The sequence below is a fragment of the Anaerolineales bacterium genome, from assembly GCA_003105035.1.
Lineage (GTDB): Bacteria > Chloroflexota > Anaerolineae > Anaerolineales > UBA4823 > FEB-25.
The window spans coordinates 108,688-133,061 of the sequence record PQAL01000003.1 but is presented as its reverse complement, the minus strand read 5'-3'; the positions used below and the strand labels follow the sequence as shown (position 1 = coordinate 133,061).

Here is a 24,374-nt window from a genome sequence, read left to right as displayed (position 1 = left end):
ATTACAACACTGTGGAGGAGATCAAGCAGTTTGGAGATGCATTGGGGCAAATCGCTTTACAAAGTCCTTAGATGTAAGGAATAATTTGTTGATATTTGTCTGGTTCACCCGCCTGCCATAGCCCCGATCACCTTGAAAACTTCCTCCCCTGAGGTAATTTCTTCAGGTAGCGGATTGGTGGGTGACTCCAACGAGATATCTTCACCACTCACAAAAAAGCGAACAAACGGGCGCCTCTCGGCAGTAACCTGGTCTCGAATCGTCCCGCGCAGCATCGGGTAGCTGGCTTCAAGGGCGTCAAGTACTGTGGAAACAGTGGCAGGACCAGCCACTTCCAGCTCCACCTGGTGCCCTACATTTGCCAGGGTGCATAGTTGCGCAGGCAGCTGAACTCTGATCATGGTAGCGCCATTGCTTCAACCGATAGAACGGGCGGGAAATCTCTGACGATAGTGGACCAGTTATCGCCCGAATCGATGGAGTAATAGACCTGCCCGCCGGTCGTACCGAAATAGATCCCGCACGGATCCAGCGCATCCAGCGACATGGCGCTGCGTAACACGTTGACGTAGCAATTGCTCTGCGGTAAGCCTTTCGTTAGAGCTTCCCATTCGTTACCGCCTGTCCGGCTGCGGTATACGCGCAGTTTGCCATCCAGGGGGTAGTGTTCCGAATCGCTTTTGATGGGGACTACATAAATGGTGTTGGGCTCATGGCAGTGCACCGCGATGGTGAAACCGAAATCCGTCGGCAGGTTACCACTGACCTCGTACCACAGCTCACCGGCATCGTCGGAACGCATGACATCCCAATGCTTCTGCATGTACAGCTGGCCTGGATGGGTGGGGTGCAGGGCGATGCAGTGCACGCAGTGCCCAACTTCTGCGTCAGGATCAGGAAGCTCGAAGGGCGATATCAAGCCATGCGTGATCGCTCGCCAGGTTTCTCCACCATCATCTGTGCGGAAGGCACCAGCTGCAGAGATAGCGGTAAATAATCGCTTCGGGTCTGCCTGGTCTTGCAAGATGGTATGCAGGCACATACCGCCTGCACCAGGCTGCCATAAGTTTCCCTTCACATCGCGTAAAGCAGGCAGCTCCTGCCAGTTTTGTCCACCATCCTTGGAGTAAAACAGGGCTGCATCTTCCGCTCCAGCATAGACTGCTTCAGGGTCGCTCAGTGAAGGCTCCAGCTTCCAGATACGCTTGAAGGCCCAAGGGCGCTGAGAGCCATCGTACCACTGATGCGTCTCCGGACCGCCTTCATAGATAAACTTATTACCGACTGCTTGCCAGGTGATGCCGCCGTCATCCGAGCGTTGGATCACCTGACCAAACCAGCTGTTGGACTGTGAAGCATAGATTCGATCGGGATTGAGCAGTGACCCCTTGAGATGGTATATCTCCCAGCCTGCGAAATGTGGACCGCTTATATCCCAGGTTTCACGGGTGGCATCGGAGGTTAAAACAAATGCCCCCTTGCGTGTCCCTACCAATAGCCTGACTTTACTCATGAGTAGTCTCCCTTCTGCTCGTATATCATGGTGCTTAAATTCGTACATTAGCGGATGATTACCGCATTTATTTAAATATTCTATATCCGAACATCAATAGTACCATTGGAAAGAATTGGCATTGCTGAGGCTTTCTCCAATTCTTCTTCCCCTTCAGCCCTTCATCCCCACAGCCGCTCACGGGTTTGGTTTCATCAAGGCCTGGACCAGGTTGATAAGGTTACCGCAGGTATCTTCAAATAACACCGTTTTGATCGGACCAGCCTCGACAGGCTCACCCCTAAAGAAAACGCCTTTTTCTTTCAAGCGCCTATATTCACTTTCTATATCATCCGTGCGAAAAGCCGTGAGTGGCATCCCGGCGGTAAACAAGGCGCTCTGGTACGCTCGCGCGGCCGGGATACCCATCGGCTCAAGCACCAGCTCAACCCCGGCTGTTCCTTCTGGTGAAGTGACCGTTAGCCAGCGGTACTCCCCTAGCGCGATATCCGCCATCTTCTCGAACCCCAGCTTATCGGTATAAAACTTCAAGGCTTTCTCCTGATCGTCAACCAGGATGCTTGTCAGATTGATTTGCATAGGTCTATCCTCCGAAAAGTCTACCTCGTCCCCTAGAAAGGAAAATCCCCATTGATAATATTACCACAAATACAATCTAATTGCTCTGCGATCATGATGTTTGGTCCAGAGCTTCAAGAAAGAAAAGTCAGCGGTTTGTCCGATGCCATCCCTGCCCGTTTAAATATCCTCCAGGCAGCCAGGGTCAGCCAACGTGACGGCTGCTTTTTCTGGCCGAATTCCCATTCCTTCCAGGCGGTCCAGATCGATTCTAAAGTAAAGCCTCCCTGGCTGTCCGCCTTGCTGAGCAGGATCGCGAGCATGTCCTGGTAGCGTGGGTCAACCTTCAGCCAGGTGAAGTGAGACAGCACCTCCAGCACATGCAGCAAGTCATACCAAACAAACGGCAGCTTGAGTTTGCGAAAGTCGGTTCCCATGTAGAAGATATAAGGGTGACGGGTGAGGCTGTCATGCCACAGGCTCAGCAGGGATTCGGCGCCGGCCCGGCATTCGGGGACGTAACGCTGTTCGCTGAAAGCTGACAAAGTCTTTAACATCGCCAGCGTGGCAAACGGGCAAGGATCTTCTTTACGCCCTGGGCCGCGAAAATTTCCCAATTCCTTAGACACTGCGCATGGCCAGCCGTTATCCCTCACCAATCCTAAGAGGTGAGACATGGCTTTCTCTACGCCAGGCTGGTGCTGTAAGCCGAACTTCGCCAAAGCATAGACAATCAGCGGGGCATCGCACAACGCCCAGGCCCAGGTATCCTGTCCGGAGCCGCCATAATGGGCCGGGATGTTGGCTGACAATTGGAAAGGGCCTTCGACGGATTGGTGTTGCAGGATGCGCTCAACGATAACATCCATGCCTGGGTCAGAGGCTTTGAGACCAAGGTCTGCCAGGAAGGTTAGCTTATGGAAGGGCTGCCCAGCGCTCTTGTGGCTGGAGATGACCTTGCCTGGCCAGCCTGATAGCTCGGCGATCAGGTCTTTTACGTGCAGGTCTGCCAGCATCAACCCGCGTGCTTCCACTACCTGCGGGTCATTTTCGTCTTGCCCGAGCAGGTCCAACCTGGTTCGATATTGCACCCAGGATTCACCCTGGAGCAGCCAATCGATTGGAGCTTGCATTGCTTATCAGCTAGATTCTATCATTAGCAAGATGGTATGAGCAGCATGGTTCCGGGAACCAAATACAGCTACAACGGGGATTTTCTTGACCAGCGGAGTTATAATTAACTGGGGGGATACCCCCAAGGTATTATTCAATCTTCACCGGCACATCCGCTTCAGTTTATTTCAAGGAGTGAAAAATGACAGATACCACCTCACTTCCCCTTCGCAGTCAAGTCCCAGTTGAGCAGACCTGGGATCTTGCTTCCGTCTTCCCCACCCCCAAGGATTGGGAGGACGCCTGTGCCCAGCTAGCCAGTAGACTGCCTGACCTGAGCGTCTATCATGGCCACCTGGCAGAGAACCCATTAACCCTGTTGCAATATGTCCAGGCTTTTCAAGATGCTGCCACATTGATGGGAAAAATAAGCCTGTATGCCAATAATGCTTATGCCGTAGATAGTCTGGACCAGGAAGCCGCTGCTCGCAACGGTCAGGCACGCAGCTTGATGGCAAAATTTGGGGCAGCCACAGCCTTCTTTGATCCCGAGCTGATGCAGATCGGTTTTCCCAGGCTGCGGCAATGGATAAAAGAAGATGTGCGCCTGGCTTTCTTAGCCCATTACGTGGATCGGCTAGAGAAACGACAGAAGCATGTACGTTCGGGTGAGGTTGAGCAAGTGCTGGCCATGGTCAATGATCCATTTTTCTCTGCATCAGGGATCTATAACGCCCTAAATAATGCCGAGTTGACTTTCGAGCCAGCCAAAGCAGCTGATGGTACCCTGCATGAAGTGGGGCAAGCCAGTATCGGTGCCCTGGTCACCCACCCCGACCGGGAAATTCGCCGGACAGCCTGGGAGAACTATTCTGATGGATACCTCAAGCTGAAGAGCACCATGGCAGCCACGCTTACAACCACTATCAAGCAGGACGTGTTCAATGCTCGAGCGCGAGGTTATGCCAACTCACTCGAAGCTTCCCTGGCACCCAATAACATCCCTGTGGAGGTGTTCCATAATCTAATTGAGGTCTTCAAGAAGAATTTGCCCACCTGGCACCGCTACTGGCAATTGCGCAAAAAACTGTTGGGGTACGATAAATTCCATGTTTACGATATAAAAGCCCCCCTGACCATGAAAAAACCTTTAGTACCCTTCAAGCAGGCGGTCGATTGGATCGTGGAAGGGATGGCACCGCTCGGCAAGGAATACGTCGATATCCTGCGCTACGGAGTCTTAGAAAAGCGGTGGGTGGATTACGCCCGTAACAAGGGCAAGCGTGAGGGGGCTTTCTCGAGCGGTTCAATGGGCACACGACCGTTCATCATGATGAGCTACTCCGATGATGTGTTCAGCCTGAGCACCCTGGCACATGAGCTGGGCCATTCCATGCATTCCAATTACAGCCGGCTGTATCAGCCGTTCATCTACAGCCGCTATGCCTTGTTCGTCGCGGAAGTGGCCTCCAATTTTAATCAGGCCATGGTGCGCCGCCACCTGTTCGAAACCCAGACCGCACCAGAATTTCAGGTGAGCCTGATCGAAGAGGCCATGTCGAACTACCACCGTTATTTCTTCATCATGCCCACATTGGCGCGTTTTGAGTTGGAGCTGCATACCCGCGCCGAGAAGGGGTTGCCGATCAGCGCTGACATTCTCATCGGATTGACCGCCGACCTGTTCAAGGAAGGCTATAGTGACGAAGTGGAGTTCGACCGCGATCGCATCGGCATCACCTGGGCGCAATTTGGCCACATGTACATGAATTTCTACGTCTACCAATACGCCACGGGCATCTCCGGCGCCCATGCCCTGGTGGACGGCATCCTCGCGGGGAAGCCCGAAGCTGCCCAAAAATACCTGGAGTTCCTCAAGCTGGGCGGCTCGATGTATCCGCTGGATTCGTTGAAAATGGCTGGGGTTGACCTGACCTCCCCTGAGCCGGTGGAGAGAGCTTTCGAGGTGCTCTCAGGCCTTGTGGATCGATTGGAAAAACTTCAGGCTTAAGCATTGAGTTTTCCACTCACCCACTAGAATACTCCGGTGGGTGAGTGTTTTTAAGACAATACATGATCCGTAATTACTTTCCATAGATGTCATCGCGAAACGGGCACAGAGTGAATAAAAGGATCGTATCCTGTTCAGCAGCCTGGTAAAGCAAACTGCTCTAGCTTTTCTCGAACAAGATCAACTTTTCACCCTCAGCTGTGAAGCTATGATGTTTGATAGTTGCTCATTAAAGTAGAGCAATCGCCGATTTATTCAGGATGATTTATAAAATTTGCTGGTTGCTTCGAGTACGGTTCCTTCGAACTCTTGCAAAGACAGTTTCTATAATTACTCAAGAAAACATTTAAATAGCTTTTCATTCACGATGATTTACGGGAAATTGTGGAATGCTTCGAGCATGGAATCACCGACTTCTACAACGGCTGTTAGCGTGATTAATCCTGCTCATTGTAGGGTCAGTAACACAGTAGAAATAACTCAATGAACAGGATCGTGATATAATAGAACATATGTTCCCTGTACGCCTGCATGAAAACCTGTCTTATTACGCCTCCCAAAGCCTGCTCAGCAGCCCGGGTGCATATAGTTCCATGTTTGATAGCCTGCCGGATGAACCAGCAGCGTTGATACGAATTATCCAGGGAGTGCTGATCCACAAGCTCGTGGCAGATTTTTACCATGTGGAAGTCAGCAGTGAGCAGCGGGCAGAACAGCACCTGCGCTCGGTGGAACAGCGCCTTAAACGCCTGGCTGAGCTGGACCCTGCTCCGCTAACCGTAGCCCGCCAGCCCGCCGACCGGCAAGTAGGTGTCTGCCGGGATTTTGCCCTGCTATTTGTCTCCATGTTGCGGCATAAGAACATCCCGGCGCGCATGCGAGTGGGTTTTGCTCCCTACCTGGCTCCAGGCACGCTGTACAAAGGCGACCATTGGATCAGCGAATATTGGGATGGGGAGCAATGGATCCTGGCTGACCCGCAAATTGATGATGTCCAGCGAAAGAATATTGGCATCACCGTCGATACCCTGAACCTGCGACGTGATACTGATTTCTACCTGGCAAGCACCGCCTGGCAGCTTTGCCGGGCGGGCAAGGCCCGCTCTGACCTGTTCCGTTTCAGCGGGAAATGGAAAGGCATGCCCTGCATCCGGGGCAACCTGCTACATGATTTTCAGGCGCTGAACAAAATCGAGCTCTCGCCCTGGGATTACTGGGATGATCTGGGTCTCAAAGCTGAAACCAGACTGACGGTGGATGATAAAGCCCTGCTCGACCGGATTGCCAGCCTGACTGGGAATGTGGATGCCAATTTCGACGAAATTCAGGCCCTGTTTGAAGATTTACCGCGGACGCGGCAGATATTTTCTAAGCTGCAGCTCCTGGGATACATTAAGGAGCTGCAACCGAACCGAAAGGTTGAGCTCCAGCCATCTGAGAGCCAGCGCCTGGCTGCCATGGTTTCACCAGAAATCGCCTCTCAGCAGAAACCTCAGGTTGAAGTACTTCCTTACGAAATCCCCTCCGATTCTCCGCTGGGCACCCACCTGGATCTCCACAGGCAAGATAGCTTTCCCCCTGGCATGGGGGATATCATCGTGCGAGGTGCCCGCCAGCACAACCTCAAACACATCGATGTTCGCATCCCGCGCAATAAATTCGTGGTGATCACCGGCGTCAGTGGGAGCGGTAAGTCTTCCCTGGCATTTGATACGATCTACGCTGAAGGGCAACGCCGCTACGTAGAGAGCCTATCTTCGTATGCCCGGCAGTTCATGGAGCAGATGGAAAAGCCCCAGGTGGACCAGATCACGGGCCTCAGCCCGGCGATTGCCATTGAGCAAAAAGCCCTCACCCGCAATCCACGTTCCACGGTGGGCACGGTAACCGAGGTGCTGGATTACCTGCGCGTGCTGTACGCCCGTCTGGGTATCCCCCATTGCCCACAATGTGGCCGGGCTGTCCAACCGCAGTCGGCCCAACAAATCGCCGACCAGCTGGCGAAATTGCCGCAGGGAAAGCGCTTCCAGCTGCTGGCACCCATGGCCCGCAACCGGAAGGGTACCTTCCAGGCAGCCCTACGGGAGGCCCAGCGCCAGGGGTATGGGCGTGTTCGCATCGATGGTGAAGCGCATGAAATTGCCCAGGTACTTAAAACTGATACCATCCTTTTAGATAAGAACAAAAAGCATAACCTTGAGCTGGTGGTGGACCGGTTGGAAATCCCTGCCCGTGATGAACCTGTGGAGGATTTCCGCTTGCGCCTGGTAGATTCGGTGGAAACCTGCCTCAAAGCAGGCGGAGGCCTGGTTTTGATCCTCCTAGACGATGGACAGGAGATCCTGCTCAGCGAGAAAAATGCCTGCCCGGTATGCGAGATCAGCTTTGCGGAGCTGCAGCCCCAGATCTTCAGTTTCAATTCTCCCCTGGGGATGTGCGACGAATGCAACGGCCTGGGGGTGAAGCTGCAGGTCGACCCTGAGTTGATCATTGAACACCCCGAGCGTTCGCTGTTGGATGGGGCCTCACGCTGGTACCGCGACCTGCGCAAAAAAGGCGAAGGTGCCTGGCAAGTATCCAACCTGACCTCCATTGCCCGCCATTATGAGGTGGACCTGGAGGTACCCTGGAACCAGCAACCCGAGGAATTCCGCCAGGCAATCTTGTATGGTACGGGGGGCAAGCGCATCCACTTTAAATTCGAGGTTGAGAATGACTATGGCAACTGGCATGGGGAAAGCGAGCGGGATGTAAAGGGGATCATTTTCCATATCAACCGCCTTTTCCGCCAGACCCGCTCTGAATACACCCGGCGCTGGTATGCCAGCTTCATGAGTCAGCAACCCTGCCCCAAGTGTGGCGGCGAGCGCCTGTGCCCGGAAGCACGTTATGTGACCGTGGCGGATAAACGCCTGCCTGAATTAACCTCTTTTAGCATTGCTGCCATCCATGATTGGATCTGCAGCTTGCCAGGGCAATTGAGCGAGGAACAGTTGCAGGTGGGCTCGGAGCTGATCGAAGAAATCCGCCAGCGCCTGGCATTCATTCGTAACGTCGGCCTGCACTATCTAACCCTCGATAGACCGGCACCCACGTTATCTGGAGGGGAAGGACAACGCATCCGGCTGGCTGCCCAGATCGGGAGCGGCCTGGTGGGCGTGCTTTACATCCTGGATGAGCCTTCCATTGGCTTGCACCCGCGCGATCATCGCGCCCTGCTGGATACGCTCATCCACCTGCGCGACCTGGGCAACACCGTGCTGGTGGTGGAGCACGATGCCGCCACCATGCACAACGCGGATTGGATCATCGACCTTGGACCCGGGCCAGGCATCCTGGGGGGAGAAGTGGTGTCTGCAGGTAGCCTGGAGGATATTATCGCCGATCCCGCTTCCCTGACGGGGCGTTACCTCTCGGGTGAGCTGCAAGTATCCGCACCGAATGGACGCCATCGGCGCACCCATGCAGGTTACCTGATGGTGAGGGGTGCCCGGCTTCACAACCTGAAGAGCATCGATGTCAGCTTTCCACTCGGCGCACTGACCTGCGTGACGGGTGTCAGCGGCTCGGGCAAGAGCAGCCTGATTGCTCAGACGCTCTACCCCGCGCTCATGCGTGCCCTGCATTCGTCTCCCACCGTCCCAGGCGCGCATGATGCGATCGACGGGCTGGAGCTGGTGGACAAGGTAATCAATGTCACTCAAGAGCCAATCGGGCGGACGCCGCGCTCCAACCCGGGTACCTATGTGGGTGCACTGGATGAAATTCGCCGGGTATTTGCCTCCACGCCCGCCGCGCGTGCCCTGGGTTATGGGGCAGGACGTTTCAGTTTCAACGTGAAGGGTGGGCGCTGCGAAGCCTGTGCTGGTTATGGGTTCAAAAAGGTGGAGATGCACTTCCTGCCGGATGTGTGGGTGACCTGCAAGGAGTGCGGTGGCAGGCGCTTCAACCGGCAGACGCTCTCCATAACGTACAAGGGTGCCAATATCGCCGATGTGCTGGATATGGATGTACAACAAGCGCTCGAATTCTTTGCCAGCCACCCGGATATAGCCTGTATCCTGCAAACCCTGCATGATGTCGGCATGGATTACGTCAAGCTTGGTCAGAGTGCCCTCACCCTCAGCGGAGGTGAGGCTCAGCGGGTCAAGCTGGCCAAAGAGCTCAGCCGGGCTTCCACTGGCCACACGCTTTACATCCTGGATGAGCCCACCACCGGTTTGCATTTTGCCGATATCCAGCGCCTGCTGGATGTGCTCCACCGGTTGACCGATGCCGGTAACACGGTCATCATCATCGAGCACAACCTGGATGTGATCAAGACCGCAGATTGGATCATCGACCTGGGGCCGGAAGGCGGTGACACAGGTGGGTACATTGTGGCTGAAGGCACACCTGAGCAAGTGGCTACGGTTGATGCCAGCTTTACCGGCCAATTCCTGAAGGACATATTAAGGATTACTCACTGAGAGTAATCTGAGAATAGGGTAAACTATACAGCGCAGCCCGGGGAGTAACACCAGGTTAGAATATCACCGGCCTGCGCAGGAAGTGTTGCTGGCATGCAAACGCTGGAACCTCCAAAGCGGCGATTTTTTACGCCAAGAAAAATGCTTGGAAAACGCAGCCTCTTCTGGGTCAGTTTGTTGAGTATGATCCTGGTCCCGGCCCTTGCCTGCAACCTGCCCGAACGTAATGCTGGCAGCTTGAGCTTTTCTACGGACCAGCCACAAGTTTCGCAAACAGCTCCACTGTTTCCAACTGACAATCAAGGCATACAAGCTGAGGCGACCATGCAGTCGACTCAGGGAAATGCCATCCCGGGTAAGGTAGCCAATCCCTTCTTTGGGTTACAGACAGCCACTCCTGGAGCAGGCTCACCTGAGGACTGGGACACCCCTGAGCCAGGTGTTACCTTTCCACCCTTTGAATATTGGACCCAACCAGGGGATACTGCCATAGCACTGGCTGGCAGGTTTGGAGTTCTCCCACACCAGATCAACCCACCCCAGCCCCTGGATACCCTCCTTGCACCCGGGCAGAAGATGATCATCCCGAACGTACTGGGGAAGATTGCTGATTACAGTGCCATACTACCTGACAGTGCCGTTATATTTTCCCCCTTGGCTAAAGATTTCATGGTTCGTGATTATGTTTCCCAATCAGGGGGCTTTTTAAGCACGTACCGGGAGGAAGTGGAGCCGGGTGAGTGGCAGAGCGGAGCGGAGATCGTCGAGCGGGTGGCAGGCGAGTCATCGATCAACCCCCAGCTGCTACTGGCTTTCCTTCAATTTCGATCCGGCTGGGTGCTGGGTCAGCCGAGTGATCCCGACTTGGTGGTGTACCCGATTGGGTTTTATGTGCCTGATTACCATGGGCTCTACATGGAGCTATCCCTGACAGCCAAAGAACTAAATATCGGTTACTATGGCTGGCGGGCTGGCACGTTTACCGAGCTGAGCTTCCCAGACTCTTCCCGGATGCGACTGCACCCAGGCTTGAATCCCGGCAGTGTTGCCCTGGAGAACCTGCTGTCGAAGTTTTATATAAAACGGCAGGATTGGCTGGAGGCGATTAACAGTGCACATGGGCTTCCTGCTCAGTACCAGGCAATGTTTGGTGACCCCTGGCAGGCAGCTGCCAAGGTAGAACCGCTTTTCCCGGCCAACTTGCAACAACCTGCCCTGGAGCTACCATTTTCACCAGGCGAGCCGTGGAGCCTGACCTCCGGCCCGCATATTGCCTGGAGGACGGGTACGCCCCGTGGAGCCCTGGATTTTGCCCCTATCACCGGGGAGCCACCCTGTGTGGTATCCTCTACCTGGGTGACTGCTTCCGCTCCAGGGCTTATTGTACGGGCAGAGCGGGGTAATGTAGTAATCGATTTGGATGGTGATGGACTGGAGCAGACGGGTTGGGTGCTGGTATACATGCATATCGCCGAGAAAGATCGCATCACCCCAGGATCATGGGTGGAGACCGATTCTCCGTTGGGACACCCCTCCTGTGAAGGTGGGCAGGCGACTGGCACGCATGTCCACTTGGCGCGCAAATATAATGGGGAATGGCTGGTTGCTGACGGGCCCATACCCATGGTGCTGAGCGGCTGGGTCGCCCATGCGGGAGAACTCTCTTATGAGGGAACATTGACCAAGGATGGTCAGACTGTCTCCGCTCGGCCAGGCGGCACAGCTGGCTCAACCATTGTACGCTAACAAACCAGGCCTATAGACACCTGGATATAACCTTAAGACATGGAGGGTGATTTGGACGAGACCAATCGAAAAACTGAACTACTGGCAGAGCTTGACCAGGAGTGGGCAAAGGTCGAGCGCATCTATGCAGGCTTGACCGAGAGCGAGATGACCGCCCCTGGTGTGCAAGGCGAGTGGTCGGTAAAGGATGTCCTGGTGCATATCTCCGCCTGGGAGAAATATCTGCTCGACCGCCTGGGTTATGTGATGACCGGTCAGCACCCGCAGTATCCCGTGATGACCAACTGGGATGATGTCCACGGTTTTAATGCTCAGGTATATGATGAAAATAAAGACCGCCCCCTCCCCTCCGTGGTCATCGAGTTCCGTACCTTGTATCGCGGGGTAATGACCGTGCTGGAAGCAATGGACGAACAGCTGCTCGATCAACCCTACATCTACGACTTCCCTGATGATAAGCTTACACTCCTGCAGCTCATAAAGGCCAACACCTATGAGCATTACCGGGAACACTGTACCACCATTGAAAATAACGAGTAAGTGCTGCGTTTTTGGTTTACCAGTGGAGAGTTATTGAACGACCTGTATTATCCGATAGTATAGAATCATAAACCATGCAAGCCGGGATCGCTGGTTAAGATCGACACACCAAAACAGGAAGGTAGACATGCGTGATCAATTAATTGAAGCATTGAAAAGCCAGGATGTGGAATATGCCGACATCCGCATCGAAGACAAGACCAATACATGGGTAAATTTCCGCGGCGCTGACCTGGATACAATCGGTTCGGCCCGTACGGTGGGTGGCATCGTCAGGGCACTGTACAAGGGTGGTTGGGGCTATGCCACCTTTAATGACCTGAATGACCTGCCCAGGCGAGTGCATGAAGCTTGCAAAACTGCCAGACTGGTCGGAAGGGAGACGACTTATTTTGCTTTTAGCCCTCCGGTAGAGGATTCCATCAAAGCCAGCCTGGTCAAGGATTTCCGCCTGGTGCCCCTGGCTGAGAAAAAAGCCCTGACCGAAGAATATAACCGTATCATCCTCGGCCATCACAAGCAGATCCAGACCAGCAGCGTGCGTTATGCCGACAGTTTCAAGCAGATCTGGTATGCTAATTCAGAAGGAACGTACATCGAAGAAGAAACCCCTGATATTAATATGATGTTGGCAGCGGTTGCTCGTGAGGGTGACATTGTCCAAACCGGCTTTGAGCGAGATGGCGGTTTCGAAGGTTACCAGCAGGTGGAAGGTTTGCATGAGAAAGCCAGGGCTGCAGCTCAAAAAGCGATTGAGCTGCTCACTGCGCCACCCGTCTCCGGCAGGAAATACACAGTGATTACCGACCCGCTGATGACTGGTGTGTTCACCCATGAAGCCTTCGGTCATCTGAGTGAATCGGATTTCGTGTATGAGAACCCACAGATGAAGGAGATCATGCAATTGGGAAAGCGCTTTGGCGTACCCGGGTTGAACATCATCGACGACGGCTCGCTACCAGGTGGGCTGGGCACTCACCGCTATGATTATGAAGGGGTATCCACCCGCAAGAATTATCTTATTAAAGACGGCATCCTGGTTGGTCGGTTGCACTCACGCGAGACTGCCGCAAAAATGAATGAACCTGTCACGGGCAATTCGCGGGCGGTTCACTTTCAGCATCCGTCGATTGTGCGTATGACCAACACTTATATTGACGCAGGGACGGTGACTTTTGCAGACATGCTCCGTGATATCAAGCTGGGGGTCTATGCCATTCAGGCTTTTGGAGGTACCACTGCCATGGAGATGTTCACCTTCAGCGCGGCGTATGGGTATATGATCCGTGACGGGCAGGTGGCTGAGCTCGTGCGGGATGTGGTGCTTACTGGCAATGTATTCGAAACACTGATGAATATCGACCAGATCGGGGAAGATTTGGCTTGGGAAACCAACGGACCTGGGGGGTGCGGTAAAGGAGGCCAGCATCCACTGCGGGTAGGTACAGGTGGCCCGCATATTCGCATCCAAAATTGTGTGGTGGGAGGTCAACAATGATCGTCCAGCAGATCGTCGAGAAAGCGTTACAAAAGGCGCAGGCAGCCCAGGCAGTGATGCTGAGCCAAGAGACCAGTGCAGTCGATTTTGAAAACGACCGGCTCAAATCAGCCGAAAGCTCGCAGCGCACCCAGATTGATGTCAAGGTGATTGTGGATGGAAAGGTGGGCGTTTCCAGCACAACGAATCCAGCAGATATTGAAGGGGTGGTAAATCGGGCACTTGAGGCAGCGCAATTCGGCAGCCCAGCTCACTTCGACTTACCCGATGCACAATCCCTGGAACCGGTCAAGATTTTCGACCCGGCACTCCTACCGCTCGATAAGCCGGAGATGATCCGCATGGGTCAGCAGATGATGGACATGATAAAAACCTATAATCCTGAGATCCTGGCCGGTGCGGCGGTGAATAAAACTATGTATAAGGTGGAGTACGCAAATTCACGCGGGGCGGAATATGCAGCTGACCACACCGAGTTCAATGTTGGCGCGGCTGGCCAATTGGTGAGGGGCACCGATATCCTGCTGGCGGGCCATGGCATTGGTCAGAAGAAACGGGAGGTCGATACTGAAGAGATCGCTGCTCAGGCAATTGAATATTTCCGTATGGCCGAGCAGCTCGCCCCACTCAAGTCGGGTGAGATGCCAATCATATTCACTCCCAGTGGTTTGGCAGCTTTGTTGCTTTCCTTAGGCCTGGCGGTGGATGGCAAGAATGTGGTCCTGGGATCCTCCCCCCTGCGCAACAAGCTGGGTCAGCAAATTGCCAGCCCGAACCTGACGCTCAGGGATGACCCATTTGTAGCATTTGGACCTCGCACCAGCGCCTTTGACAATGAAGGTGTACCCCGGAAAATCACCCCGATCATTGAAAAAGGTGTCCTGCGTAATTTCATCTATGACCTCGATACAGCTGGAAGGGCTGGAACAAAACCCACCGGGCATGGTTCCAGCCGCAGCCTGACCAACATCGTCATTGAGCCTGGGAATACGCCCTATGAGACCATGCTGCGCAACACCGATCAGGGTCTTCTCGTGCATGATTTCCTGGGCCTTGGGCAAGGAAATCCAATCAACGGGGAATTCTCGGTCAACATCTTTTTAGGATACAAGATCGAGAAGGGCAAGCTGGTTGGGCGGGTTAAGGATACCATGCTGGCAGGGAATGCTTTTAGTGCGTTGCAGGATATCATCGCCATCAGCAAGGAACGCGAGTGGGTGAGTGGACCCTGGTCGTGGTTTACCGGGCTGATGCCTTACATCCAGGTTGGAAAACTCAGCGTGACTGCCAAATAACCATCCACTTCCCCTAAAACGGAGCGACCATGATTGAAATGCCTGAAGCCTCAACCATCGCCCGCCAGATGAACGAAACCCTGACAGGGAAAATCTTCCAACACTTCAGCCGTGGCCCGCTGACGCATAAGTTTCTGTGGCTGAATAAACCGGCTGAAGAATTCGATGCTTTCGTGGCTGGAAGACAGGTCACGGGAGCAAAAAGCTACGGGCGCTCGATCTTTCTCTATATCGATGAAACTCACCTGAATTTATTTGCTGAATTGGGCGGCCGAATCCTTTACCACGCGCAAGGAGCGACATTACCTGCGAAATATCACCTGAGGTGGGATTTCACCGACGACACCAGCCTTACTTATTCCCTCCAAATGTGGGGCTTTGTTGGACTGCTCAGTAAAACAGATCTTTCTGCACCTCCCTTCACCGATACGGGCATTCCTCCGCTCTCGGATGAATTCACCTTCGAGCGTTTTAACCAGCTGCTGGAGGAATATCCTGAGAAGAAAGCCAAGGGAATTAAAGGCTTCATGGTTACCAGCAAGTATGTCTTTGGGATTGGCAACGGCTACCTGCAAGACATCCTGTACAGGGCGAAAATCCATCCTGCACGCAAGATACCCTCCCTCAGCCTGGAAGAACGCAGCCAACTATTTTCCTCCATCCAGGGCAGCATGGCTGAGGCCATCCGCTTGAATGGCCGGGAGGATGAGCGTGACCTGTTCGACTATCCCGGTGGCTACCGGCGCTTGATGAGCAGCCAGACGATGGGCAATCCTTGCCCGACTTGTGGTACTACCATTCAAAAACTCGCTTATCTTGGTGGGGCATGTTACCTGTGCCCCACCTGCCAGGTGTAATCATGGACATTCCCAAGAAAATGCGCGCCATGCTTCTAATTGAACAACGCCGGCCTTTGGAGCTGGCGGAAGTTCCCGTGCCTTTGCCCGGCAAGGGACAAGTCATGGTCAAGGTGCATACCTGCGGTGTATGCCGTACCGACCTGCATGTGCTGGATGGCGACCTGACGGAGCCCAAGCTTCCGCTCATCCTCGGGCATCAGATCGTCGGTACGATCGTCGGCTTGGGTGAAGGGGTGGATCGGTTCAGCCTGGGGCAACGCATCGGCGTGCCCTGGTTGGGCTATACGGATGGCACATGCCGTTACTGCCAGCGTGGGCAGGAAAACCTGTGTGACCATCCACAGTTCACCGGATATAACCTGGATGGTGGTTATGCGGAGTATGCGGTTGCAGATGAGCGCTACTGTTTTCCCCTTTCAGAAAAATACAACGACGTTGAAGCCGCACCGCTGCTGTGCGCAGGGTTGATCGGCTATCGCACTTACCGGCTGGCAGGAGAGCATGTAGAGCGATTGGGGATATATGGGTTCGGGGCTGCCGGGCACATCATCGCCCAGGTGGCCGCCTATCAGGGCAAGCGCGTATATGCTTTTACGCGCCCAGGCGACACTACCACGCAACAGTTTGCCAGGCGGCTGGGCGCCTATTGGGTGGGTGGCTCAGATGAAATGCCCCCCGATGAGCTGGACGCTGCGCTGGTGCTCGCCCCGGTGGGAGCATTAATGGTGACCGCCCTAAAAGCGGTGGCTAAGGGTGGTGTGGTGGTGAGTGGCGGAATCCACATGACCGATATCCCAAGCTTCCCATACCACCTGCTGTGGGAAGAGCGTATGATCCGCAGTGTCGCCAATCTCACCCGGCAGGATGGGGAGGAATTCCTGGCGCTTGCCCCTAAAGTGCCAGTCAAGACCACCGTCACTCCATACCGGCTTGAGGATGCCAACCAGGCACTCGACGATCTACGCAGTGGCAAGCTGGATGGGGCTGCTGTTTTAATAATTTAATAAAGATATTAACACAAAGGACACGAAGGAAGCAAAGTACACAAAGATATATATAAAAACATTAATTTGCTGAACGCTGTCATTTTTAATTATTTACAACTTTAGCACTGAGTATCTTTTGTTATTTTTAAAAAATTAATAAAAAGTTTTTGTCCATAGTGACCGTTGTGTACTTGGTGTTTCTATTTTAGTTGTTTACTAAATGCGTAATTTGGTCCAGGGGGCGGCGAGGGTGTTGATCGGGGAATTCGGCTGGGTAACCGACCGCCAGGATGACCACCGGCACCTGGCTCTCGGGTGCCCCGATGATCGTGCGCACCACCTTTTCATCAAAGGTCCCGACCCATACGCAACCTAACCCCAGGGCAGTGGCAGCCAGCATGGCAAACGAGCAAGCGATTGTGGCATCCTGAACGGTATACAACCGTGTCCCACGCTCGGTATATCGACCTTGGGTCAGCTCAGGATGGGTGCAGAACACCAAGGCCACTGGAGCCACGGCGATATATTCCTGGGCGAGGGCGGCACAAGACAATCCGTCGCGTTTCTTCGCATCCATTACGACGTAAATTTCATAGGCCTGCAAATTACCGGCTGAGGGTGCCAGGTTGGCCGTTTCCAGGATCTTTTGCAGCTTTTCAGCCTCAACGGGCTGATTGGTGAACGTGCGGATCGAATGCCGGTTTTTTATGACATCGAAGAATTCCATTACGGATTGCTCCTCACTCCAGGTTCTTGCCAATGAAGGCATATTGTAATGCGAAACCAGGAAATCATTGCGTTATTTACGTATATTTAACACCTGCTAGGTGTTCAGGGTTTGTTTCGCGGGAAAGGTGTATCCCCACGAAAATAGTCAACAGATAGCTACTCGGGGAGATTAATCCCTTGGCTGGTTGCGATTCTTGCCATGCGGAGGATTGAATACCTTGCGCATGCCATTCAAGAAGCTCGGCACGACCACCTTGGGAAACTTCGGCCAGGTGATGAGGACTACGGCCAGGATGAGCACTACAATTAAGGCGCCCAGCCCTGGTGCATACTGAAGAAGGATCCGGATAAACCAGAAATAGATAGGTGCCTGGAAGAGCATGCCAGGCGCAGGCGTGACGCCAAATCTCAGGAAGAAGAGGGCAGAGGTGATCAGGTAGATCACTCCCAACCACCAGCTGACATATCCCGCTGCCAGCATATATAAAAGCAAACCCACCGCGACAGTCATATCGATCTGCAGATCGTGATCTCCAATCCACGAGTGATAATAGACCCGACTACGGCGGGCTATGGGTCCGTCCAGAATATCCCCACACCAGTCCAGGATCATCAAACCAGCAGCCAACGGGAGTGCCTCACTGCCAGCCAGGAACCCCAACCCGGTTAGCACAAAAGCTAAAACTCCCCGGCTCAACGTGATCAGATCCGCAACTTGTTTGGCAACGAGCACGCTTGAAATTACCTCTATGTGTAGATATTATCTGTTCGTTTTTATACTTTATCAGAAAACCACCTATAATTCAAGCTTGCTTATAGGAGGATTCATTGAGTTTATTCATTCATTTTGGTCATTGTGAGATAGAATGTAGGGAAATACCTGTGGATCCCTTATGCTACCTCAAGAAAATAGCTTATTAACTCCTGATACTGTCAAACTGGTGGATGGAACGACCATCACCATCCGTCCGATTCATCCGGATGACGCCGATGACCTGCAAAATACTTTTATGCGTCTATCTACGCAGAGTATCTACCTGCGTTTTTTGAGCTATAAAAAAGTACTTGCAAATGAAGAAGCCTTGCGCCTGGCAACGGTCGATTACAACACCCAGATGGCTTTCGTGGCCACCATGCTTGAAAACGATCGTGAAATTGTGGTAGGTGTCTCACGCTACGCATTGCTGGATAAGGTTCACCCAAAGACAGCCGAATCGGCTGTGATCGTTGGGGATGAATTCCAGGGGCGGGGAATAGGTAAATTACTGCTATGGAAATTGGTTGATTATGCCAAGGCAAAAGGATTCAACCATCTGCGCGGCAACCTCGACATGGGCAACACGCGCATGCTGGACTTGATCAAACGCAGCGGTTTACCCCACAAGCAGCGATACGTGGATGGGATATGGGAAGTCAATATCGATATCCGCGCCCCACGCAAAGAGGCTTGATGGCCCTCGAAGCGCTCTCACCGACTGAGCTGGCTGCCAGCTTTGATGCAGAGCATCGCCTTCTCACCCTACAAAATACGAAGTCAGAACGAGCAATCAGCCGAAAGTATTCAGCGCTCCTGAAGCAAGCTCCCGCAGAAGATGTGCTGAGCTTCGCTCGCTTGCTGCTATTTACGTACGGCCATCGCTGGCAGGCCTACGAGCTGATCACCTCCCACCGGGCAGCCTATCATTGCCTAAGTGAGGATGAATTGGAGCAGCTTGGACAGGGAATCGATAGCTGGTGGGCGACCGATTCGTTCGCCCGCACGCTATCAGGTCCGCTGTGGCGGGATGGACTGATTGGGGATGCCTTGATCATTCGGTGGGCAGGTTATCCCGACCTGTGGTGGCGTAGGGCAGCGCTGGTGAGCACGGTGGCGTTCAACGTCCGCTCGTTGGGAGGCAAGGGCGATACAACGCGGACGCTGTTGATTTGCCGATTGCTTGCCGCAGACCATACCGACATGGTCGTCAAAGCCCTGTCATGGGCGCTGCGCGAGCTGGTGTATTTCGATGCGCAGGCAGTGCAGCGTTTTTTGGAGGAATATGACCCGGTGTTGGCTGGCCGAGTGAAGCGCGAAGCCGGGAATAAACTGAGGACGGGCTTGAAAAATCCAAGGCTGGATACTCACGAGTAGTCAGTCAGGAAAATAATTTAAATCCTTCGAGAAGATACTCAACCGACTCTGGTTGAAGGCTGGTCAATTGCTTGTTGTTGTAAATAATAGCAAAGCAGTCTGCAGCTTTGAATGTCATTGCGAAACTGGTGTTTTTGCCGGTGTGGTCATCCGCTCTTCCGGTTGTCATTGCAAAACTAGCTTTTTTCACTGGTTGAAGCAATCCACACATCCCGTCGTCATTGCGAAATCAGCGTTTTTGGCTGGTTGAAGCAATCTGCACATTCATTTCTGCATTAGATTCTCCCCTGTCCGATAGAATTATTCGAAATACTTATCAAATATATCCTCCCAGTTTGGATTGATGCTTTTGATCAATTCGATCTTTTTCCCCCTCGAGCCACCTTTGATCTGCTTTTCTCGGGTAAGCGCTGCATCGATGCTGCTCCCCGTTTCATAATACACTAGCTTATACACTTTATAACGGTTCGTGAAGTTTCTGCCTTTCCCAGATCGATGCTCAAAGACTCTCCGTCTCAGGTCATTGGTTACACCAGTGTATAAGACCGTGTTCATCATAGTCGTCATGATGTAAATAAAGTATTGTCTTTCAGACATAGTCTATATATAAAGTTAGTTTATTATCTATTGGTTTAGCTTACCGGCAGATGGTTAAGAGCGGATTGCTTCACTTGCTACGCCCCTTCCATGGAAGACCGCCATGGATTCCGCAATGACAACCAAAAAGGTCAATAGGGAATATGCTTATTCAAAGGGGATTGCTTCACTTGCTACGCTCGTTCCACGGAAGACCACCATGGATTCCGCAATGACAGTATATGGTTGTCAAGAACCAAAAAACTTGCTGATGATGACGATGGCTATAACCCCCGACCGGTTTCCATCTCGTCTTTAACGGCTTTGTAGAGTGTTTCAGCTTTGAGCTCGCTCAGGGTGTAGCAGGGGGCTTCCAGGTGATCAGCCAACGTCTGGGCCAGGCCCTGGTCAAAGGCGGCATGTTCCATGTTGACCACCACACAGCGGATATCATCCGCGGCGATCTGCTCGGCCAGGCGGTGGGCTTCCTCTTGGGCTGGCATGGATGACATGGCGACATTCCCGGCTCCATCGGTGAGCAATATGACCAGCGGTTGGACGTCTGGATGGAGGATCTTCTCGCGTGCCAGCGTCTGGTGCGCCATGAATAGACCGGCCGAAAGCGGCGTCTTCCCGCCCACGGGGATATCTGCCAGAGCGCGCTGGGCCAACATGACCGAGTTGGTGGGTGGTAAAACCATGGTAGCGCGGTCTTTCTGGAAGACGATCAACCCAACCCGGTCGCGGCGCTGGTAAGCATCGGTGAGCAAAGATAGGATGGCACCCTTGGTCGCTGACATACGCTCGGCTACTGCCATCGACCAGGACGCATCCACTACGAAGAGCACCAGGTTGGCAGTCTTTTTCACCCGCACTTTACGCTGGAAATCAGACGGACGGATGGCGAATGCCACCCGTTTGCGCAGCTCTGTACGCTCTTTTTGAAATGGTGCCGCAGCCCGGATCGTGGCATCAAAAGCCAGGTCATCTGCTTTCCCGTTGGCAGGGCGAGCCTGGATATACCGCCCGCGCTTGCGGTCCGTGTGGGTGCGCGAACGCCTGCCTGCCCGCTTGCGGTACAGCTGGTCTAGATTCGTATTCAGATTGCGCGGCCTGAAGGATTCACCAATCTTGACTTTTTCTCCCCCATCCCACCAATACGCATTCCCAACATCAAAGACGCTCTGGCGCGTCGGCTCACTCTGGTTCAGATTCCGTTGGTCTTGCTCCGAGGTGAGGTTTAGGTCTTTTTTTTTTATCAAACCGTGGAGAATGATCTTCGTCCTCCGCCACTGGTTCGGGTTCTCCGGCACTGGCTGATGAACCCTGCAGCTGTTCGATACGTTCCTGAAGTTCGTCTTCTGAGACGACGGCCTGCTGGAAAGGACCCTGCCTGATGCGATGGGGTAGAGCCAGCTCAGCGGCGAGAGCGATATCGCGTTCGGTGATAGATTTACGGCCCTCGAACGCTGCCTGGGACCGGGCGGTTTTGAGGATCACCAGGTCGGCACGGTGACCTTCCACGTTGAGCGAGGCAGTAAGCGAAGCAATCGACAGCAAGTCACGGCTACTGTAGGTGACCTGGTCCACCAGTTTGCGTGCCAGCTCGATCTGATGGGATAGTTCACGTTCCTTGTCTTCCCATTGGTGGCGGAACTTTTCGGGGTCTTCCTCAAAAGCAAGATTGCGTTCCATGATCAGCACACGCTCACGCGCTTCACGAATGCCGTAGATTTCAGCAGAATGGGCAAAACGGTCCAATAATTGGGGCCGCAGGTCACCTTCTTCTGGATTCATCGTCCCGACCAGGATGAAGCGGGCTGGATGGGCGAAGGAGATTCCTTCACGCTCGACGACATTAACCCCCATGGCAGCCGAATCAAGCAGCAGGTCTACCACATGATCGTCCAGCAGGTTGACCTCGTCGATGTACAATAAGCCACGGTTGGCAGCAGCCAGCACGCCTGGCTCGAACAGGCGCTCGCCCCTCTGGATGGCCACTTCGATATCCAGCGTGCCGACCACCCGGTCTTCCGTAGCGCTGATTGGCAGGTCGATGAACGCGATCCGGCGCTTCACCACCTTCAGCTCAGCGCCCAGGGCTTTGCGCTCCTTGACCCAATCCGACCAGGTGAGTGGGGCTTCAGGGTCATCGTTGAATGGCGAATCAGCAAAAACCTGGATCTCAGGTAGTAAGGCTGCCATGGCGCGTGCCGCGGTCGATTTGCCGGTGCCGCGCTCGCCGCGAATCAACACACCCCCGATACGCTGATCAACCGCGTTAAGGACCAGCGAGCGCTTCATGCGCTCTTGCCCAACGATAGCTGTGAAGGGATAGACGGGTCGCATTACGTTATTTGGTTCAGCCTCCTGCCAAGCAAGCGTATATTATACTCTCATGTGGAATTGTTGCAGCGAGAAGTTGACCAGATATTTCCGGTTGAATTATTCATCGCCAAACACCTGGATATCCCTGATCTCCATCCAGGTTGGTTCGGGGTTCGGCAAGGTGCCAAATTTCAGCCGGCCTACGGGTGGCAGGGCGGCATACTGGTTGTCAATCCAGATCACCAGGCTGAGTGGCGGTTGGGGTAACACCTGGGTCTGCATTACTGGCTTATCATCTACCGTGAAGATGAGCAGCTCGGTTTCCCATTTGATACCATAGCTGTGCCACTGGGTGACATCGATCTCCAATGCAGCCGCATCCTGGGAGACCATGCGCCGAATTAACCGACGAATATAGCGTGCAGCTTGTGGGATGATGGTAAATCCGATGGCTGGTGCCGCCAGGGCTAACAAGATCGCAGGCAGGTTAATTGAACGAAAAGTGGCTGCCAGGAAACCGCTGGCTGGAAGGTCATCGCGGAAGGACAGGTAATTGTGTGGCGAGGCATGGAAAAACCAGGCTGCCTGTGGAAGCGTGGGGAATCGGCTGAGCCGGCCACCATAGGCTATTAAAAAACTAAAAGGGTCATTCCAGAAGCCAAATCCCCATGTGCCGGGAAGATGCTGATTAGAGACACGTGCTTGTAGTTGTAAAGAAAGGGGAGGCTTCCAAACAAAATTTTTCCGCCGTAATCCTGCATGGTCGTCAAGCTGGGCGAGGCGATACCCATAGCCAGCATCCGCAGGGATTTGAAGGTGCCAGTGATTCACACCCAGCTCGCTCACCTGGGCGGTTGGTGAAAGGCTGGTATGTAAGTTGGGCGGTTGCTTAGCCATGGTAAAGCTATCATACCATGTGTGTAAACTGCCCCTCTCCGAGGGGGAGGCAGCCTGAGGTGCGCCAATGATATAATTTGTCCATCGATGGAGGCTGCATGGAGATCACCTGGTATGGTTTATCTTGTTTTCGCATGACCGAGCGCAACCTGGCAACGGTTGTCACCGACCCTTATGATGCCACCGTGGTGGGATACGAACCCCTTAAGCTAAAGGCGGATATCCTTGCGGTCAGCCATGAAGCGCCTGGTCATAGTTATACCAATTCAGTGAAAGGCTATTCTCACTTGATCACCACACCCGGCGAGTATGAAATCGGGGGTGTGTTCATTACGGGTATCCAGACCAATGGATATGGGAAAAACGAGTCCGAGGAGCCACGCAACACCCTGTATGTATTTGACTATGAAGGTGTGACTGTCGCCCATTTGGGTGACCTCCGCCGGGTACCCAGCCAGACGGAGATTGAAGCACTGGGCACGGTTCACATTGCACTGGTTCCCGTGGGAGGCGGTGGTGGCCTCAATGCAGCCAAAGCAGCTGAAGTGATCAGCTTGCTAGAACCTGGATTTGTCATCCCCATGCACTACGGCACTGCTTCATGCAATCTCAAGTTAGCGCCGCTCAGCAAATTTCTCAAAGAAATGGGGCTTGGCTCAATCAAGGCGCAACCTTCGCTTAAAGTCACCAAGAGCATGATCCCCGAAGAAACCCATGTGGTGGTGTTGGAATACCAACATTGATCGTAATGGAGCATTACCGTGACCGTTAAACTAATCATGACCTGGGATATCACCCCAGGTCGCGAGCAGGAATACTTCGAATTTGTGGTACGTGAATTCATCCCACAGGTACAGCAGCTTGGGATGGAGTTAAAAGACGCCTGGCTGACCATGTATGGTGAACAGCCACAGATCATGGCCACCGCCCAGATGCCTGACCTGGTTGAAATGCAGAGCATCCTCGATTCAAATGAATGGCAGGGTTTGGTCAACAAGCTGCTGGATTACGTGGAGAACTATCAATACAAGATCGTCCCAGCCAAGGCTGGATTCCAGATGTGAGGTTCAATCGAGAGATATTACCCTTGAAATGCTAGTGGTAATACCTGATTTTGTTTAAAT

Annotated in this window: 23 protein-coding genes; 12 read left to right on the top strand and 11 right to left on the bottom strand. The window is 53.5% G+C overall.

Annotated elements, in window-relative coordinates; translation table 11 throughout:
• Positions 1 to 104: 104 nt before the first annotated feature.
• The 4 genes from C3F13_01895 to C3F13_01880 all read right to left on the bottom strand — a co-directional run bounded on the left by C3F13_01895 (position 105) and on the right by C3F13_01880 (position 3,204).
• On the bottom strand, positions 105 to 401 hold the full coding sequence (locus tag C3F13_01895) for a hypothetical protein (GenBank protein PWB56314.1): 297 nt from the start codon (positions 399 to 401) through the stop codon (positions 105 to 107).
• Positions 398 to 1,513, bottom strand: coding sequence for a hypothetical protein (locus C3F13_01890; protein PWB56313.1), 1,116 nt, complete (start codon positions 1,511 to 1,513; stop codon positions 398 to 400). Before C3F13_01890 ends, C3F13_01895 begins: the two co-directional genes overlap by 4 nt.
• Before the next feature lie 177 nt (positions 1,514 to 1,690).
• A complete protein-coding gene (locus C3F13_01885) occupies positions 1,691 to 2,092 on the bottom strand; it encodes a glyoxalase (protein ID PWB56312.1) in 402 nt (133 codons plus the stop codon).
• 113 nt (positions 2,093 to 2,205) lie between these two features.
• Complete coding sequence (locus C3F13_01880) at positions 2,206 to 3,204, bottom strand: hypothetical protein (protein PWB56311.1); 999 nt, start codon at positions 3,202 to 3,204, stop codon at positions 2,206 to 2,208.
• Between the two features lie 182 nt (positions 3,205 to 3,386).
• Between C3F13_01880 and pepF the strand changes: the two genes are divergently transcribed.
• From pepF to C3F13_01840, 8 genes are all read left to right on the top strand, one after another.
• A complete protein-coding gene (pepF, locus tag C3F13_01875) occupies positions 3,387 to 5,195 on the top strand; it encodes an oligoendopeptidase F (GenBank protein ID PWB56310.1) in 1,809 nt (602 codons plus the stop codon).
• A 512-nt stretch (positions 5,196 to 5,707) separates the two neighbouring features.
• On the top strand, positions 5,708 to 9,664 hold the full coding sequence (locus C3F13_01870; GenBank protein ID PWB56309.1) for an excinuclease ABC subunit UvrA: 3,957 nt from the start codon (positions 5,708 to 5,710) through the stop codon (positions 9,662 to 9,664).
• Positions 9,665 to 9,757: 93 nt separating this feature from the next.
• A complete protein-coding gene (locus tag C3F13_01865) occupies positions 9,758 to 11,410 on the top strand; it encodes a hypothetical protein (GenBank protein ID PWB56308.1) in 1,653 nt (550 codons plus the stop codon).
• A gap of 39 nt (positions 11,411 to 11,449) precedes the next feature.
• Complete coding sequence (locus tag C3F13_01860) at positions 11,450 to 11,950, top strand: hypothetical protein (GenBank protein PWB56307.1); 501 nt, start codon at positions 11,450 to 11,452, stop codon at positions 11,948 to 11,950.
• Positions 11,951 to 12,077: 127 nt separating this feature from the next.
• On the top strand, positions 12,078 to 13,448 hold the full coding sequence (locus C3F13_01855) for a hypothetical protein (GenBank protein PWB56306.1): 1,371 nt from the start codon (positions 12,078 to 12,080) through the stop codon (positions 13,446 to 13,448).
• Positions 13,445 to 14,743, top strand: a complete 1,299-nt coding sequence (locus C3F13_01850) for a hypothetical protein (GenBank protein ID PWB56305.1) — start codon at positions 13,445 to 13,447, stop codon at positions 14,741 to 14,743. Before C3F13_01855 ends, C3F13_01850 begins: the two co-directional genes overlap by 4 nt.
• A gap of 29 nt (positions 14,744 to 14,772) precedes the next feature.
• On the top strand, positions 14,773 to 15,600 hold the full coding sequence (locus C3F13_01845; GenBank protein ID PWB56304.1) for a hypothetical protein: 828 nt from the start codon (positions 14,773 to 14,775) through the stop codon (positions 15,598 to 15,600).
• Positions 15,601 to 15,620: 20 nt separating this feature from the next.
• Positions 15,621 to 16,607 (top strand): alcohol dehydrogenase, encoded by a 987-nt coding sequence (locus tag C3F13_01840; protein ID PWB56438.1) that lies wholly within the window; start codon positions 15,621 to 15,623, stop codon positions 16,605 to 16,607.
• 187 nt (positions 16,608 to 16,794) lie between these two features.
• Here C3F13_01840 and C3F13_01835 read toward each other — a convergent pair whose 3' ends face one another.
• Complete coding sequence (locus tag C3F13_01835; GenBank protein PWB56303.1) at positions 16,795 to 17,316, bottom strand: nitroreductase; 522 nt, start codon at positions 17,314 to 17,316, stop codon at positions 16,795 to 16,797.
• Between the two features lie 171 nt (positions 17,317 to 17,487).
• On the bottom strand, positions 17,488 to 18,051 hold the full coding sequence (locus C3F13_01830) for a hypothetical protein (protein PWB56302.1): 564 nt from the start codon (positions 18,049 to 18,051) through the stop codon (positions 17,488 to 17,490).
• 160 nt (positions 18,052 to 18,211) lie between these two features.
• Between C3F13_01830 and C3F13_01825 the strand changes: the two genes are divergently transcribed.
• Together C3F13_01825 and C3F13_01820 are read left to right on the top strand one after the other, a co-directional pair.
• On the top strand, positions 18,212 to 18,769 hold the full coding sequence (locus C3F13_01825) for a hypothetical protein (protein PWB56301.1): 558 nt from the start codon (positions 18,212 to 18,214) through the stop codon (positions 18,767 to 18,769).
• Positions 18,724 to 19,449: a hypothetical protein gene (locus C3F13_01820; GenBank protein ID PWB56300.1), complete on the top strand. Its 726-nt coding sequence runs from the start codon at positions 18,724 to 18,726 to the stop codon at positions 19,447 to 19,449. The genes C3F13_01825 and C3F13_01820 overlap by 46 nt, the downstream gene beginning before the upstream one ends.
• 4 nt (positions 19,450 to 19,453) lie before the next feature.
• Here the strand turns inward: C3F13_01820 and C3F13_01815 are convergent, their stop codons facing one another.
• The 5 genes from C3F13_01815 to C3F13_01795 form a co-directional block, all read right to left on the bottom strand.
• Positions 19,454 to 19,651: a hypothetical protein gene (locus C3F13_01815; protein ID PWB56299.1), complete on the bottom strand. Its 198-nt coding sequence runs from the start codon at positions 19,649 to 19,651 to the stop codon at positions 19,454 to 19,456.
• Between the two features lie 98 nt (positions 19,652 to 19,749).
• On the bottom strand, positions 19,750 to 20,046 hold the full coding sequence (locus C3F13_01810; protein ID PWB56298.1) for an excinuclease ABC subunit C: 297 nt from the start codon (positions 20,044 to 20,046) through the stop codon (positions 19,750 to 19,752).
• 263 nt (positions 20,047 to 20,309) lie between these two features.
• Positions 20,310 to 21,107: a hypothetical protein gene (locus C3F13_01805; GenBank protein PWB56437.1), complete on the bottom strand. Its 798-nt coding sequence runs from the start codon at positions 21,105 to 21,107 to the stop codon at positions 20,310 to 20,312.
• A gap of 115 nt (positions 21,108 to 21,222) precedes the next feature.
• A complete protein-coding gene (locus C3F13_01800; GenBank protein PWB56297.1) occupies positions 21,223 to 22,374 on the bottom strand; it encodes a magnesium chelatase in 1,152 nt (383 codons plus the stop codon).
• 96 nt (positions 22,375 to 22,470) lie between these two features.
• Complete coding sequence (locus tag C3F13_01795) at positions 22,471 to 23,250, bottom strand: hypothetical protein (GenBank protein ID PWB56296.1); 780 nt, start codon at positions 23,248 to 23,250, stop codon at positions 22,471 to 22,473.
• A gap of 98 nt (positions 23,251 to 23,348) precedes the next feature.
• On the opposite strand from C3F13_01795, the gene C3F13_01790 reads away from it, so the two are divergent.
• The gene (locus tag C3F13_01790) at positions 23,349 to 23,993 is read left to right on the top strand and encodes a lactamase (protein PWB56295.1); all 645 of its coding nucleotides are present in this window, start codon (positions 23,349 to 23,351) and stop codon (positions 23,991 to 23,993) included.
• A 36-nt stretch (positions 23,994 to 24,029) separates the two neighbouring features.
• Complete coding sequence (locus tag C3F13_01785) at positions 24,030 to 24,314, top strand: hypothetical protein (protein PWB56294.1); 285 nt, start codon at positions 24,030 to 24,032, stop codon at positions 24,312 to 24,314.
• The last annotated feature ends 60 nt before the right edge of the window (positions 24,315 to 24,374 follow it).